14 protein-coding genes are annotated in these 15,057 nt (G+C 30.9%); all 14 read left to right on the top strand.

The features are described 5' to 3' along the window. Positions 1-410: 410 nt before the first annotated feature. The gene (locus WBG30_RS04245; RefSeq protein ID WP_424503400.1) at positions 411-3,821 is read left to right on the top strand and encodes an ankyrin repeat domain-containing protein; all 3,411 of its coding nucleotides are present in this window, start codon (positions 411-413) and stop codon (positions 3,819-3,821) included. Positions 3,822-3,824: 3 nt separating this feature from the next. Beyond that, positions 3,825-4,040, top strand: a complete 216-nt coding sequence (gene xseB / locus WBG30_RS04250) for an exodeoxyribonuclease VII small subunit (protein WP_424503401.1) — start codon at positions 3,825-3,827, stop codon at positions 4,038-4,040. A gap of 7 nt (positions 4,041-4,047) precedes the next feature. Next, complete coding sequence (locus WBG30_RS04255; protein WP_424503402.1) at positions 4,048-4,923, top strand: polyprenyl synthetase family protein; 876 nt, start codon at positions 4,048-4,050, stop codon at positions 4,921-4,923. A 335-nt stretch (positions 4,924-5,258) separates the two neighbouring features. Further along, complete coding sequence (prdC, locus tag WBG30_RS04260) at positions 5,259-6,548, top strand: proline reductase-associated electron transfer protein PrdC (protein WP_424503430.1); 1,290 nt, start codon at positions 5,259-5,261, stop codon at positions 6,546-6,548. Between the two features lie 67 nt (positions 6,549-6,615). After that, entirely contained in the window at positions 6,616-8,505 is a 1,890-nt protein-coding gene (gene prdA, locus WBG30_RS04265; RefSeq protein ID WP_424503403.1) for a D-proline reductase (dithiol) proprotein PrdA, read from the top strand. A 28-nt stretch (positions 8,506-8,533) separates the two neighbouring features. Continuing rightward, positions 8,534-8,782, top strand: a complete 249-nt coding sequence (locus tag WBG30_RS04270; RefSeq protein ID WP_424503404.1) for a CBO2463/CBO2479 domain-containing protein — start codon at positions 8,534-8,536, stop codon at positions 8,780-8,782. Position 8,783: 1 nt separating this feature from the next. Continuing rightward, the gene (gene prdB / locus WBG30_RS04275; RefSeq protein WP_424503405.1) at positions 8,784-9,500 is read left to right on the top strand and encodes a D-proline reductase (dithiol) protein PrdB; all 717 of its coding nucleotides are present in this window, start codon (positions 8,784-8,786) and stop codon (positions 9,498-9,500) included. Positions 9,501-9,524: 24 nt separating this feature from the next. After that, the gene (gene prdD / locus WBG30_RS04280) at positions 9,525-10,286 is read left to right on the top strand and encodes a proline reductase cluster protein PrdD (RefSeq protein WP_424503406.1); all 762 of its coding nucleotides are present in this window, start codon (positions 9,525-9,527) and stop codon (positions 10,284-10,286) included. 11 nt (positions 10,287-10,297) lie between these two features. Continuing rightward, positions 10,298-10,771, top strand: a complete 474-nt coding sequence (locus tag WBG30_RS04285) for a glycine/sarcosine/betaine reductase component B subunit (protein WP_424503407.1) — start codon at positions 10,298-10,300, stop codon at positions 10,769-10,771. Next, on the top strand, positions 10,768-11,775 hold the full coding sequence (locus WBG30_RS04290) for a proline racemase family protein (protein ID WP_424503408.1): 1,008 nt from the start codon (positions 10,768-10,770) through the stop codon (positions 11,773-11,775). The genes WBG30_RS04285 and WBG30_RS04290 overlap by 4 nt, the downstream gene beginning before the upstream one ends. Before the next feature lie 44 nt (positions 11,776-11,819). Beyond that, complete coding sequence (locus tag WBG30_RS04295; protein WP_424503409.1) at positions 11,820-12,698, top strand: sulfite exporter TauE/SafE family protein; 879 nt, start codon at positions 11,820-11,822, stop codon at positions 12,696-12,698. Between the two features lie 262 nt (positions 12,699-12,960). Beyond that, positions 12,961-13,968, top strand: a complete 1,008-nt coding sequence (gene gap, locus WBG30_RS04300) for a type I glyceraldehyde-3-phosphate dehydrogenase (RefSeq protein WP_424503410.1) — start codon at positions 12,961-12,963, stop codon at positions 13,966-13,968. Positions 13,969-14,058: 90 nt separating this feature from the next. Next, positions 14,059-14,574: a peptide-methionine (S)-S-oxide reductase MsrA gene (gene msrA, locus WBG30_RS04305; protein ID WP_424503411.1), complete on the top strand. Its 516-nt coding sequence runs from the start codon at positions 14,059-14,061 to the stop codon at positions 14,572-14,574. A gap of 158 nt (positions 14,575-14,732) precedes the next feature. Then, positions 14,733-15,038: a hypothetical protein gene (locus WBG30_RS04310; RefSeq protein ID WP_424503412.1), complete on the top strand. Its 306-nt coding sequence runs from the start codon at positions 14,733-14,735 to the stop codon at positions 15,036-15,038. The last annotated feature ends 19 nt before the right edge of the window (positions 15,039-15,057 follow it).

Below are 15,057 nucleotides of genomic sequence, written 5' to 3' on the forward strand. Positions count from 1 at the left end.
TGTTCTTCTGTTATTCCACGAATGAAAGCATAGTTATTGGCTCCGTCTTTATCTACATAGGTTAAGATACGACTTATAGCAGGATCAAAAAATGATAGGCAAAAACTTTTTATAGAGATAAAAAATATTAAAGTGATAAAATAAATTTTTTTCATATTTATAACTCCCATAATATAACATAGTGAGCCTAATAATATTAGGACTGAATTAAAAAAATGTCGATAAAGTATTGATATTATTGTATACAAAATTAAAGATTTCATTTAGATAAATAAATGAAAATAACGAAGGTAAACTATAAAAGTTTATCATAATATAGTTTATCATAAAATTTGAATAAAAATAAAATATATATTGTAGTTTAGTATTGTATAATAAGAATGAGGACATAAAATTAGGAGTATTTACATATGAGATTTTTAATAACTAGGGATTTTTTTAAAAATATCCCTAAAGAAAAAATAAACCAAGTAAAAAATAGATTAGAATATTTTTATAGAGAAATATTCATAAATAAGAAGATGATTTTTGATGCACCTAAAGGATTTTGGGTGAAAAAATTAAGAGAGAATTTATACGAACTTAGAGTTAATAGTGGTGATAGAATACTATTTGAATTTAGAAGTATAAAAAGGTTAGGTTATGGGGAAAAAGAGTTAGTGCTATTATCTTTTGGAAAACATGATATGGTGATAACTAATGGAGATAGGATGGGGAAAAGTCATTTAGAATTAAATGATTTTGATCTACAAATAAATAAAGAAAAAATAGAGAAAGGAGAAAGAACGGAAGAAGAGATAAGAGATAGTTATAATAAAATAAATTCAAAAATAATGTATGAAGTTACTTCTGATGAAAATTTAGTGGAGTTAATAAAAAATGATGATGAGTATACATACTATCACTTAAATGATGAGCAGTATGAAATTTTAAATAGTGAATTTCCATTATTTTTAAAAGGAAGTGCTGGAAGTGGAAAAACTACAGTAGCTATTAGAAAAACTTTAGAATTAGAGGAACGACAAGATTTAAAGGTAGGATACATAACATTTACTCAGCCTTTAAAGGAAAAAGCTTATGAAATGTATGAAAAGTTTAGAAATCCTAATTGTAAAAAGATGGTTGAATTTTATTCTTTAGAGGAATTATATGAAAAGCAACAGAAAGAAAAACCTATGGGACTAAAAATATTTGAAAAATTTATTTATGAATATAATCCAACGATCCCTAAAGGGATTGAATATCTAGAATTATATCAAGAAATAAGAGGAACGATAAAGGGAAGTATGGGAGCTAAGGGAGCAGGAAATTGGGATAGGGATTTAAAAGAAAGGCTTATACCCCAGGTTGATTATTTATTGTTAAATAAAAAATATACAGTATATAATGAAGAGTTAAGAAAAGAGATATACAAAGTTACCCTTGATTATCAAAAATGGCTTATTGAAAATAGTTATATGGATGAAAATGATTTGGCTCGAAGGGTTATATTTGAAGGTAAAGAGATTTTTGATTGTATAATCTGTGATGAAGTACAGGATTTAACAGAGATTGAAATATATATGTTAAAAAAATTAGTGAAAAATGGAAAAAATTTATTGTTATCTGGAGATATTCATCAGATTATAAACCCGACTTATTTCAGTTTTTCTAGGGTAAAGTCTTTATTTTATAAAGATAAGTATATAGAAAAACAGTTAGGTAAAAATTATAGAAGTCAAAAAAAAATAGTAGATTTAGCTAATAAATTAAGTGATCTTAGGGGAGAATATATAGGTAGATTAGGAGAAGATTATAAAGAAGCTTCTATATTAGAAGGTGAAGATGTATATGTCTATAAAAAAGATAATAATTTTTTAAAAGAATTAGAAGAAAATACAGTTATAATACTAGTTCCAACTAATCAAACTAAAGAAGCTCTAAGGAGAGCGTTACCAAAATTAGCTAATAAAATATTGACAGTACAGGATATAAAAGGACTAGAATTTGATTCAGTGGTACTTTATAATTTTGGAACAGAGTTAAAAAAATACTGGGAGGTTATTTTTTCTAAAGGGGCCAAAACAAATCAATTATACAGATATTATTTTAATCTGTTATATGTGGGTTTAACTCGAGCTAGAAAAAGGCTTCTTTTTATGGAAGAAGATGAAGATGTTTGTTTACTAAAGAAATTAAAAGACTATTTGGTTCCTATGACAATAGAGGGAAAAAGGAACTTTACTCTAAAGAGTGGAGAATTAGATTTTTTGAAAGAGGGAAAAGAGTTTTTGAACCAAAAACTATTTTCAGAAGCTATTGCAGCTTTTAAAAAAGCAGGAGCTAAAAAATATATAAAAAAAGCAGAAAATGAATTAAAAGCTGATAAATTTTTTAACGAATATAATGAGAAAAAATCCATAGAATATATTGTAAATAATGAGGATTCGTTATCCCGTTGTTTGGAAAAATATGTAGTAATAGATAAGATAGGTGACCATGCTTTTGAAAATAAAAATTATGAAAAAGCAAAAAAATATTATGAAAAAAGTGAAAATTATGAAAAACTCTCACAATTATTTGAGATGGATGGAGAATTAGAGAAAAGTTTTGAATATGCAATTAAATCAGAGGTAATACCATTAATAAAAAGGTTGGAACAAGAAGTAGAAAAAAATAATACAGCTTTAGATTTAGCTAATGAAGTGAGAGTTTTGTCAGATAAAAAAATAAATTCTAAAAAAATTTCCTTGATAGAATTTGAAAATCTAGATAAAAAATATATAATGGGAAAACAAAAGAAAAATATAGGTGATATTTTGGTAATATTAAATGGCAGATTTAAATCTGAACATAAAATTTCTAAAAAACATAGTGTAAAATCCCCTACAAAACTACTGATCAAACTTTACCATATAGATGGAGGAAAGAATGGGATTAAATATTTAATGGAAAATTATTCTAGCCAATTGAATATAAAGACTATTATATCGCTATTAGATGATGGAGAAATTATTGAAAAATATATATCTAAGAGTAAGAAAAAAAATAAATTAGATGATCTTTTACTTTTTGCTTGTGAACATAAAAAAGTGAAAAATGTGGAAAAATTAATACAATTAGGAGGGAACATAGAGGCTGAAACTGAGGATGAAGTAACACCATTGTTGATAGCTATAAAAAATAAAGATCTAGATATGGTAGAATTATTAGTAAGTAATAATGCCAAATTAGGAGAAAGTGTAGATAAAAAAAATAGGTTGAAAGTTACACCTCTAATTTACTCTATTATAGAGAATGAATTTGATATTTTTAAACGTTTAATAGAAAAAGGTGCAGATGTCGAATTACAAAGCCCTATCTATCACGTAGTAGCTGATGGGAATAAACCTATGATTAAAGTTTTATTAGATAAAAATGTAAAGCTAGATATTGAGATCCAAGGTTTCACACCTATGTTGTTAAGTATATTATCAAAAGATTTGGAGATAATGAAAATGCTCATAGAAAAAGGTGCAGATTTAGATTATACTGGAGGAGAATTCAGTCTAATGGTAAAAATAATTCAAAATAATTATTTAGAGGGAATGAAATTGTTTTTAGAAAAAGGTTATATATTAAAGGATAAAGATTTTGAAGCTTTATCTTCAAGAGGTAGTTTTGAACTATCAAAACTAGTTTTAATACATAATTTAGGATATAATTATATTGAAAAAATAGAAAAAACTATAACTCATATAAAAAATAGACGAGTTATAGAAAAAAAGTTAGATCTATCAGAAAAAATAGAAAAAACATATGATTTTAAGGAATACAGAGAAGTAGAAGATAAGGAGGAATAAGAAATGGCCAAAGTAAATACTTTTGAAGAAAATATAAGCGAGATAGACCAGATAATATCAAAGTTAGAAAGTGGAATGGATTTGGATGAATCTATGAAAGAATATGAAAAAGCAATGAAATTATTGTCTAAATCTAGTGTTATATTAGAAAAAGCAGAAGGAAAAGTAAAGAAGGTTATGGAAAAAAATGGTGAAATTATAATAAAAGATTTTGAATAGGAGGAGAATGATGAAAGAATACTTAAAGGAAAAAAGAACTTTAGTAGATCTAGTCATTGAGGAATATTTAGATGAAATTAAATATCCAAAAATCATAGCTGAAGGGATGAAATATTCTGTATTAAATGGTGGAAAGAGATTGAGACCAATTTTACTTTTAATGACGCTAGATTTATTAGGTGTCCAGGAAAAAAATGGATTGCCTATGAGTGTAGCTATAGAGATGATCCATTCCTATTCATTGGTTCATGATGATCTACCAGCTTTAGATAACGATGATTATAGAAGAGGGAAATTTTCAACCCATAAAAAATTTGGAGAAGCAGAAGCTATATTGATAGGAGATGCACTTCTAACCCATGCCTTTAATTTGATAACTAGAGAAGATCTTGAGCCATCTAAAATAGTAGAGATGGTTAAACTGACTTCTACTTATGCAGGGGTAAATGGGATGATAGGTGGACAGATGGTAGATGTAGAATCTGAAAGAAAAGAAATAGATCTTCCAACACTGCAATATATTCACACTCATAAAACCGGAAAATTATTGATGTTACCAATAGAATGTGCTTGTATAATTGCAGGGATAGAGGACCATAAAAAGGAAGTTCTAAAAAAATATGCAGAATTAATTGGATTGGCTTTCCAAATAAAGGATGATATTTTGGATATCGAGGGAACTTTTGAAGAGATTGGAAAACCTGTAGGAAGCGATAGGGAACTATTAAAGTCTACTTATCCATCGATTTTTGGAATAGAAAAAACCAAGGAAATCTTGATAGGGAAAATAGAAGAAGCTAAGCAAATAATGTTTGATACTTTTGGAGATAAGGCAAAATGGCATATGGAATTGGCTGATTATATAGGAAACAGAAGAAAATAAAAAGAAATAAAAGGATATGAAGAAAATAGAAGTATTATATAAATTAAAGTAGAACTGGGGATCACAAATTATGATCTCTAGTTTTTTTTGAAAAAATGGATGTGAAAACTATATTTAAATCATCAGAAATTAAATATTTTAGTCTATTACAGAACAGTTATTGTAATTATTGGGATCTAAAAGAGGAGTTAAATTTTTTAAAAAAAATTCTAATTAATTCTTGACGTAATATAAAAAATATGTGAATATATAACTGTGCAAAGATTCACTTAGATGAAAAAATACAAGTATGAACATAAGAAGTTTAAATTTAAGGGGGTGAAAATTTAATGAGTATGAAAAAATTCAAGTTTGTTCTAAAAATGGCAGTTGGAGCTCCTTCTAAATCAATCGTTAAGATAGATGAGGAAGTGAAGAGGGGTCAATGTATAGCTGAACCAATTTCATTGGGATGTAAAATACACTCTAGTATAAATGGTATAGTGAAAAAAATAACCGATTCCTATATAGAGATTCAACAAACTGGAGAAAATTCTAATAATTATTTAAAAATAAAAGAATGTGAAAGTATTTCTGAATATGCATTTGAAGCAGGAATAGTAGGATCAGGTGGGGCAGGTTTCCCAAGTCACATTAAATTATCCACAAAACTAGATGGAGGTTATGTACTGGCCAATGCTGCTGAGTGTGAACCAGTATTATCTCATAATGTAGAGTTAATGGAAAAAAATCCAGAACTTGTAGTAAAAGGTGTTAAATATGCCATGGAATCTACAGGATCTGAGATAGGTTATATCGCTATGAAGACTAAGTATCTTAAAGCTGCTATGGCTATTGGTAAAGTTTTGAAAAACTATGAAAACATAGAAATAAAATGGTTGCCAAATATGTATCCTGCTGGAGATGAAAGAGTAATTGTTAGAGAAGTTTTGGGAATAGAATTACAACCAGGAGAACTTCCATCTAAAGCAAATGCTGTAGTATTTAATGTAGAAACATTAAAGAACTTAGTGTTAGCAATAGAAGATAGAAAACCTGTTATTGATAAAGATGTAACAGTAGGTGGAAGAGTAGTAAACGCTGAAAAAGGTAAAGTATTTTTAAATGTTCCAATTGGAGCTTCTGTAAAAGAATATATTGAAAAAAGTGGTGGCTATATATTTCCTTATGGAGAAATAGTTGCTGGAGGTCCATTTACAGGAAAAGCTATAACTGAAGATGCACCAATAACTAAAACTACAGGCGGTATATTAGTGGCAATGCCGTATCCAAAAGATACGAGAAAAGTCGGAATAATTGCTTGTGAGTGTGGAGCTGATGAAAAAAGGTTAACTGAAATAGCTCACGGTATGGGTGGAGAAGTGGTAGCAGAAACTAAGTGTAAGAGGATGGTAGAAGTTAATGGCAGATATAGATGCGATAAGCCAGGAATTTGTCCAGGGCAAGCAGAAAAAGTATTGTTTTTGAAGAAACAAGGTGCAGAAGTGATAATAACAGGAACTTGCGAAGACTGAACGAATACGGTAATGACTGTAGCTCCTAGGTTGGGAGTACCTGTATATCATAGTACCGATCACGTATTACGTGGTGCAAGACACAAAATTTATAGAAGTAAGAAAAAATAAATTATATATATAATAGAGAGTTAACTTTTATGTTGATTCAATCTTAAAAGAAAATCAGGAGGAAAACATGTCAATCACTTTAGAAACTGCAAAAGAGCATGCAATGGATTACGCTGTAAGTTGTTGTAGATTTGAGGCTGGAACAATAATCGAGCCTTCAAACTTAGAGGACCCAGCTATATTCTTTGACTTAGAAGAGTCAGGACTATTAAAATTAGATGAAAAAACATTAAAAATAGGTGAGGTTTTAGGAGCAAAATTAATTAAAACTGCAGACGCATTAACACCATTAACGGCAGATATGTTTGAGGGGCTTAATTCACTAACTGAAGATGTAAAAGAAGAGGTGAAGGAAGAAATAATAAAAACACCAATAGTAACGACTGAAACTGTAGCACCTGCTTCAATGACAACATCATTAAATGGTGGAATGTTAAAAATTCATATAGGTGAAGGAAAAGATATCAACTTAGAAATTCCAATGTTTGGAACTCAAGCTGTATCTACTCCAGCAACAACTGCACCAGTGGCACAAATTGTAGAAGTAAAAGAAACTTCTGCAACAACTGAAACTGCAGCTGTATTACCTGAAAGAAAATTAAGATCTTTAACTAAGAAGCATTTTAAAATAGAAAAAGTAGCATTCGGAGATGAAACTAAAATAGAGGGAACTACTCTTACTGTAAGAAAAGGTGTAGAATTAGAAGCTGTAGAATCTCAAAAGTTAGTAACATCTATGACTGTAGATATAATTACTCCAGCTGAGTATGATACTTACAGTGAAACAATCATGGATGTACAACCAATAGCTACAAAAGAAGAAGATAACTTCTTAGGAACAGGTACTACAAGAGTAATCGATGGTGTTATCATGATGGTAACAGGTGTAGATGAAGATGGTGTACAAATAGGAGAATTCGGATCATCTGAAGGAATCTTATCTGAAAACATCATGTGGAATAGACCTGGATCACCTGATAAAGGGGATATATTCATCAAAACTACAGTTACAATTAAAGCTGGAACAAATATGGAAAGACCTGGGCCGTTAGCAGCTCATACAGCAAGTGATTTTATCACTCAAGAGATAAGAAACGTATTAAAGAAAGCTGATGAAACTTTAGTAGTAGAAACTGAAGAATTAGTTCAATATAGAAGACCAGGAAAGAAAAAAGTAGTAGTAATAAAAGAAATAATGGGACAAGGTGCAATGCATGACAACATTATTTTGCCAAAGGAACCAGCAGGAATAATGGGTGGAAAGCCAAATGTTGATTTAGGAAACTTACCAATCGTTTTATCACCACTTGAAGTATTAGATGGAGGAGTTCATGCATTAACTTGTATTGGCCCAGCATCAAAAGAATGTACTAGACATTATTATAGAGAACCATTAGTAATTGAAGCAATGAATGACCCTGAAATAGATTTATGTGCAGTTATATTTGTTGGAAGTCCACAAGTTAACTCTGAAAAATTCTATGTATCTGAAAGATTAGGTATGACAGTTGAAGCTTTAGATGTAGAAGGAGCTATCGTAACAACTGAAGGATTTGGAAATAATCATATCGACTTCGCAAGTCATATTGAGCAAATTGGAATGAGAGGAATGAAAGTAGTAGGAATGTCATTTTCAGCAGTTCAAGGTGCATTAGTTGTAGGAAATAAATATATGGAATACATGGTAGATAATAACAAATCTGAAGAAGGTATTGAAAATGAAGTACTTGCTTGTAACACTTTATGTAAAGAGGACGCTTTAAGAGCACTTGGAATGTTAAAATCTGCTATGGGTGGCTCAGAAGTTAAAGGACCTGAAAGAAAGTGGAATCCAAATGTTAAAGAGTTAAACTTAGAAACTGTAGAAGCTCATGAAGGAATAAAGATAGAAAGAGTTTTAAATGAAACTTCTATTCCTATGAGTGAAAAAAGAGCGGAAAAATTAAAAACTAAGTAGATCTTAATTATGAAATATGGAGTAAATTATGAAATATGGAGATAGATTAATAAAGATGCAAGGTATTATAGTACACATTTCAGATGGTGCTGTAGCTATGGATTTAAAAGGTAGATTAGGACATCTAAGTGTACCTATGAGAATGTTAGTTACTGATTATGATCTAAAAATAGGTCAAGAAGTAGAATTTAATATGAGTTTTCCAGAAGTAATGTCTGGAGAAGTAAATGAAAAATATGTAAGTAATATAAAGAAAAATAATAGAGGAGGAAAATAGAATGGCAATAAAAGGTATGCAATCAGAAATATTTGTACCAATCACTCCTAAATCTGTTTGGACGCCAGTAACTAAACCTTTAAATGAGATGAAAATAGGTTTAGCAACTGCTGCAGGAGTACATTTAAAAACACAAGAAAGATTTAATTTTGCTGGAGATTTCACATATAGATTTATTCCAGGAGATGCACTTACATCTGATATGATGGTATCTCATGGTGGATATGATAATGGTGATGTAAACAAAGACATTAATTGTATGTTCCCAGTAGACCCATTAAATGAATTAGCTAAAGAGGGATTTATCAAAGAAGTAGCAGAAATCCATGCTGGATTTATGGGTGGAGGTGGAAACCAAGAGAAGTTTAAAAACGAAACTGGTCCTGCCATTGCTGCAAAGTTTAAAGCAGAGGGTGTCGATGCTGTAGTATTAACTGCTGGCTGAGGGACTTGTCACCGTTCTGCTGTACTTGTACAGAGAGCAATTGAGGAATCGGGAATTCCTACAATAATCATAGCAGCATTACCACCAGTTGTAAGACAAACTGGAACACCAAGAGCAGTAGCACCAAATGTACCAATGGGAGCAAATGCAGGTGCACCAAATGATCACAAGATGCAACTAGAGATTTTAAAGGCAACTTTAGAAAACTTAGTAACAATACAAACGCCAGGTAAGATTGTACCATTACCATTTGAGTATATCGCAAAGGTATAAGTAGAGTTTTTAAAGGAGCAAAATATGAAGAGCTTAAAAAGGCGTAAATTGCAAATTAAAGCTTTTCACATAGAGGAAGTGGTTTTTTCGGAAGCCACTTCAATCTTTAATAATGTTTTATCTCTAGGAACTGAATTTAGAGTTTTAGAGATAAAACATGGTTTAAAGTATGTGAAAGAATTAAAAATTGAAATAATAAAGCCAAATAAAAAAGATAAGTTTGTTAATTCTATTATGGATTTTATTCCTGTCTCAACAAAGGTATTAGGGAACATAGGTGAAGGAATAACCCATACATTAACAGGTGTAAGCGTTATGATAACAGGTGCTGATGAAGACGGAATCCAGGTTGCAGAATTTGGTTCTTCAGAAGGAATATTGTCGGAGCAAGTAGTATTTGGAAGAGCAGGAACTCCTCAAGATACAGATATAATTATTCATTTAGACTTAACTCTAACATCAGGTGGAACTAAAACAAGAGAAGGAATAAACCAGTGTCATGAAATATGCGATAACCTTATTCAAGAGATAAGAAAACAGTTAAAAACCTTGAATGGAAGAACTTGCACAGAAGTATGTGAATTTTATGACGAGATAAAACCAGGGGCTCAAAAAGTAGTTATACTAAAGCAAGTTGCAGGACAGGGAGCTATGTATGATACAAGACTTTTTTCTAGAGAACCGTCTGGATTTTCAGGAGGAAAATCTATAATTGAGTTATACAATATGCCTGTACTATTAACTCCAAACGAATATAGAGATGGAGCTATAAAAGCTATGCATTAGGAGGAGTTATTATGGGAATTGGACCTTCAACAAAGGAAACAACACTGCATCACTTTAGAGATCCATTATTAGATATTGTATCTAAAGACTCAGATGTAGATCTATTAGGTATAATATTAGTAGGAACTCCACAATTAAATGAAGAGAAAAATTTCGTAGGTAAAAGAGTTGCAAATTTAATAGAAGCCATGAGAGCAGACGGTGTTATTTTTTCACTGGATGGATGGGGGAATAGTCATGTTGACTATGAAAACACTATGAGGGAGATCGGTGAACGGGAGATTCCAGTAGTTGGAATTAGCTTTGTAGGAACACAGGCGGAATTTGTAGTTAAAAATAAATATATGGACACTATAGTGGATATAAATAAAAGTAAAGATGGTATCGAAACAGAAGTTGTTGGAGAAAACAACATGACTTACTTAGATGCAAAAAAAGCTTTAGCGATGTTAAAGCTTAAAATAAGAAGGGGGCAGACAGAATGAAAATCAATAAACAGATAATAGCTGTAGATTCACACACAATGGGAGAACCGACTAGAATAATCATTAGTGGAGTACCAAAAATCCCTGGGAAAACAATGGCAGAAAAGAAAAGTTACTTAGAAAATAATCTAGATAACGTAAGAACATTAGCCATGCATGAGCCTAGAGGTCACGCAGATATGTTTGGATCAATCATAGTAACTCCTACAATAGATGAAGCAGATTTAGGAATAATCTTCATGGATGGAGGAGGTTACCTAAATATGTGTGGTCATGGAACTATCGGTGCAATGACAGTTGCAGTAGAGATGGGAATGGTAGAAGTTACAGAGCCATATACAAATATAACACTAGAATCTCCTGCAGGACTAATAAGAGGTAGAGTTAGAGTAGAAGATGGAAAGGCTTTAGAAGTAACATTTACTAATGTCCCGGCGTTTTTACATAAAGAAGGCGTTAAGATAGATGTAGAAGGAATTGGAACTTTAACAGTAGATGTTTCATTTGGAGGAAGTTTTTTCGCTATATTAGAAGCTTCTCAATTAGGAGTAGATATATGTCCAACTAATACAAATAAACTATGTGAATTAGGTGTGAAAATATTAAAAGCTGCTAATGAGCAAATTACAGTAAAACACCCTGAATTAGATCATATCAAGACAATTGATCTGGTAGAGATGTATGGACCAGCAAAGAGTAAAGATGCCACATTACAAAATGTAGTGGTATTTGGGGAAGGTCAAGTAGATAGATCACCTTGTGGTACAGGAACATGTGCTAAGATGGCTACTTTATTTACTAAAGGAAAGTTAGCAAAAGGGGAAAAATTTGTTTATGAAAGTATAATTGAAACTAAATTTATTGGTGAAATATTAGAAACATCTGAAAAAGATGGAGTAAAATATGTAACTCCACAAATTACAGCAAGTGCTTACATAACTGGAGTAAACCATCTATATGTAGATCCAACAGATCCATTGAAATATGGGTTTTCGCTGAATTAGAAATAATGAACAAAATAAAATAAAATAAAAGAGGGGGAAAAATTATGGTACAAATATTACTGGGAATTTTAGCAATTATGGGTATTTGGTATTTAGTTGTTTTTGCTAAAGATTACAAAGAGTTTAAAATGAATAATGCTGGGGTAGATGAAGGTAGTACAGTAGCACATGCAGGAATAGGTTTAGGAGTAAATTTCTTTGATACATTAGGTATCGGTGGATTTGCACCGATGACGGCACTTTTTAAGCAGTTTAATTTGGTTCATGACAGAATATTACCTGGAACTTTAAATACAGCAATGACTATACCTGTAATGGCGGAAGCTTTTATATTTATAAAAAAAGTTGAAGTTGAACCAATTACGTTGATTTCTATGCTAGTGGCAGCAACTTTAGGAGCAATATTAGGAGCAGGGTATGTTGCTAAGCTAAATGAGAGAAAAGTACAATTATATATGGGATCAGCATTAGTAATAGTCGTATTGATAATGGTTGCACAGCAGTTAGGATTGATTCAAGGTGGGGGAGAAGCAGTAGGACTATCTGGAATTAAGCTGGTTATAGCTGTAGTCGGAAACTTCATATTAGGAGCTCTTATGACTTTAGGAATAGGTCTATATGCACCTTGTATGGCTTTAGTATATGCTCTAGGTCTAAGTCCATTAGTAGCATTTCCAGTTATGATGGGTTCTTGTGCATATCTTATGCCAGCAGCAAGTGTAAAGTTTATTAAAGCTGGGGCTTATAATAGAAAAGCGACTTTAATGAACATGATGTTTGGTGTTGTAGGAGTAGTTATCGCAGCTTACTTAGTTACGGGCTTACCAATTGCAGTATTGACTAAAGTAGTAATAGCAGTAGTATTATACACAGCTATTAAATTAATAAAAGATTCTAGAAAGTCTGTTTCAGTAGAAGCTTAGTTTAATCTATAAGTTGATTAATTAGATTTAAATTAAACCTTCCTAAGTTATTAGAGAAATTATCTCTATAACTTAGGGAGGTTTTTGTTTTATTTAAAATCTATAATTTTTGAGATTAAATCATCCTTCCTTTGTAAGTGTACAATAATTAACCGTAAAAAGATTAAAAAATGCTCTTTTTATTATCTTTTTGTTGACTTTTAATGTCTAAAAGGGTTATATTAAGATGTGAAAAATTAAAATATATTTTTAAGGGGGAAACATGTCAGTAAAAATAGCAATAAATGGTTTTGGAAGAATTGGAAGGTTAGCGTTCAGAATGATGGAAGATAATCCTGAATTTGAGGTAGTGGCAATAAATAGTATGAGTGGATCAGAAACAGCGGCCTATCTATTAAAATATGATACAGCTCAAGGAAGATTTAAAGAAGATTTAATAAAGCATACAGAGGATGATATAGTAATTGATGGTAGAAGAGTGGCTGTATTTACAGAAAGAAACGCAGTAAATTTACCATGGGGTAAATTAGGTGTAGATGTAGTTTTAGAGTGTAGTGGATTTTATACTTCAAAGGAGAAATCACAGTCTCATATAGATGCCGGAGCAAAAAAAGTAGTTATATCAGCACCAGCTTCTGGAGATATAAAAACAATTGTATACAATGTAAATGATGATATACTAGACGGAAGTGAAACAATAATATCAGGAGCGTCTTGTACAACAAATTGTTTAGCTCCAATTGTAAAAGTATTGGATGATAAATTTGGAGTAATTAGAGGATATATGACAACTGTCCATGCTTTTACAAATGATCAAAACACTTTAGATGGGTCTCATAAAAAAGGAATTAATTCAAGAAGAGGAAGAACAGCAGCGGGAAATATGGTTCCAACAACAACAGGAGCAACTAAGGCTTTAGGAAAAGTAATACCACATCTAGATGGGAAATTAGGAGGAGCAGCCATAAGAGTACCTACTGTAACAGGTTCTTGTATAGACCTTATGGTTAGATTAAAAACAAAAGTAGAAGTAGAAGACATTAATAGAGCAATGAAAGAAGCATCCAATGAAACACTAGGGTATACAGAGGATCCAATCGTTTCTTCTGATTGTATAGGAATGCACTATGGGTCTTTATTTGACGCACAGTGTACAGCTGTTATGACAGTAGATGGACACCAGATAATAAAGGTTTTGGCTTGGTATGACAATGAGATGTCTTATACCGCTCAATTAGTGAGAACTTGTAAAAAAATATCAAATATATAATAAAAAACCTTCCTTCTACACAAATTATGTAGAAGGAAGGTTTTTATTATATAGAATTTGTGGTATATCTTATATTAAGAGGTGGTTCTGATGAAAAAAATAGTATTAGCTGGTGGATGTTTTTGGGGTGTAGAAGCTTATTTTAAAAGAGTGAAAGGAATTATGAAGACCAAATCAGGCTATGTTAATGGAAAAACAGACGAGGTTACTTATAAAGAAGTATGTACTGGGAAAACAGGGCACGTAGAAGCGTGTTATTTGGAATATGATGAAAAGATATTATCATTAAGAATGATACTAAATCATCTATTTAGAATAATAGATCCAACTTCATTAAATAAACAAGGAGGAGACATAGGGACCCAGTATAGGACTGGAGTATATTATATAGATCTAGGAGATAAAGAGAAAATAAAGCAATATATGAAAGATCAGAAGAAAAGTTATTCAAAACCTATAGTTGTAGAAATTGAAAAGTTAGATAAATTTTATGATGCTGAGGAGTTTCATCAAGAATACTTGGAAAAAAATCCGAGTGGATATTGCCATATAAATTTTTCAGTTTTAAAAGATGAGGAAAGGCAGGAGCCTATTAGGGGAAAATAGAACCATATTTAACAACTTTATTGTTTAATAAGTTGTGTTTCGGTTGTCTTAATTATGCTTTAAGTGGTATAGTATATACTGTTTTAATGATCGATTAAATTAATAATAAAAATAAAATTGTAAATTATAGAAAAAAGTATAGATTTGTAGGGGGGAAAATGCATCTAATAAAAAAAGAACTTATAGTAGAAAAAATTTTTATGGAAGAATCTGTGCAGTATATAAAAAGAGCATTTTTAGATCAGGATAATAGAATATTTTTATATGCTACTAACAAGGGGAAAGATTTGAAAAAAATTGAACTTTCAGATTTAAGAGCTAGTTTAGATGCTAGAGTAGTTAAATTAAGTGATTCTTTGGGACATCATGATTTATTTGGATATACTAATGAGGAAAAATTAGAAAAACTTAAATACCCTTTTAAAATTTTAGATGAAATCGAAGAAATGTTAAGGGGGGAATAACTAAAAAAAGGAAAACTAA

This window comes from Psychrilyobacter sp. (genome assembly GCF_049671765.1).
In the GTDB taxonomy this organism is placed as follows: Bacteria; Fusobacteriota; Fusobacteriia; order Fusobacteriales; family Fusobacteriaceae; genus Psychrilyobacter.

Coding starts and splice junctions, on each gene's coding strand:
- WBG30_RS04285 (WP_424503407.1), top strand. CDS start 10,298: ATGGGAATTGGACCTTCAACAAAGGAAACAACACTGCATCACTTTAGA.
- WBG30_RS04255 (WP_424503402.1), top strand. CDS start 4,048: ATGATGAAAGAATACTTAAAGGAAAAAAGAACTTTAGTAGATCTAGTC.
- prdA (WP_424503403.1), top strand. CDS start 6,616: ATGTCAATCACTTTAGAAACTGCAAAAGAGCATGCAATGGATTACGCT.
- msrA (WP_424503411.1), top strand. CDS start 14,059: ATGAAAAAAATAGTATTAGCTGGTGGATGTTTTTGGGGTGTAGAAGCT.
- prdD (WP_424503406.1), top strand. CDS start 9,525: ATGAAGAGCTTAAAAAGGCGTAAATTGCAAATTAAAGCTTTTCACATA.
- xseB (WP_424503401.1), top strand. CDS start 3,825: ATGGCCAAAGTAAATACTTTTGAAGAAAATATAAGCGAGATAGACCAG.
- WBG30_RS04245 (WP_424503400.1), top strand. CDS start 411: ATGAGATTTTTAATAACTAGGGATTTTTTTAAAAATATCCCTAAAGAA.
- WBG30_RS04310 (WP_424503412.1), top strand. CDS start 14,733: ATGCATCTAATAAAAAAAGAACTTATAGTAGAAAAAATTTTTATGGAA.
- WBG30_RS04290 (WP_424503408.1), top strand. CDS start 10,768: ATGAAAATCAATAAACAGATAATAGCTGTAGATTCACACACAATGGGA.
- WBG30_RS04295 (WP_424503409.1), top strand. CDS start 11,820: ATGGTACAAATATTACTGGGAATTTTAGCAATTATGGGTATTTGGTAT.
- gap (WP_424503410.1), top strand. CDS start 12,961: ATGTCAGTAAAAATAGCAATAAATGGTTTTGGAAGAATTGGAAGGTTA.
- WBG30_RS04270 (WP_424503404.1), top strand. CDS start 8,534: ATGAAATATGGAGATAGATTAATAAAGATGCAAGGTATTATAGTACAC.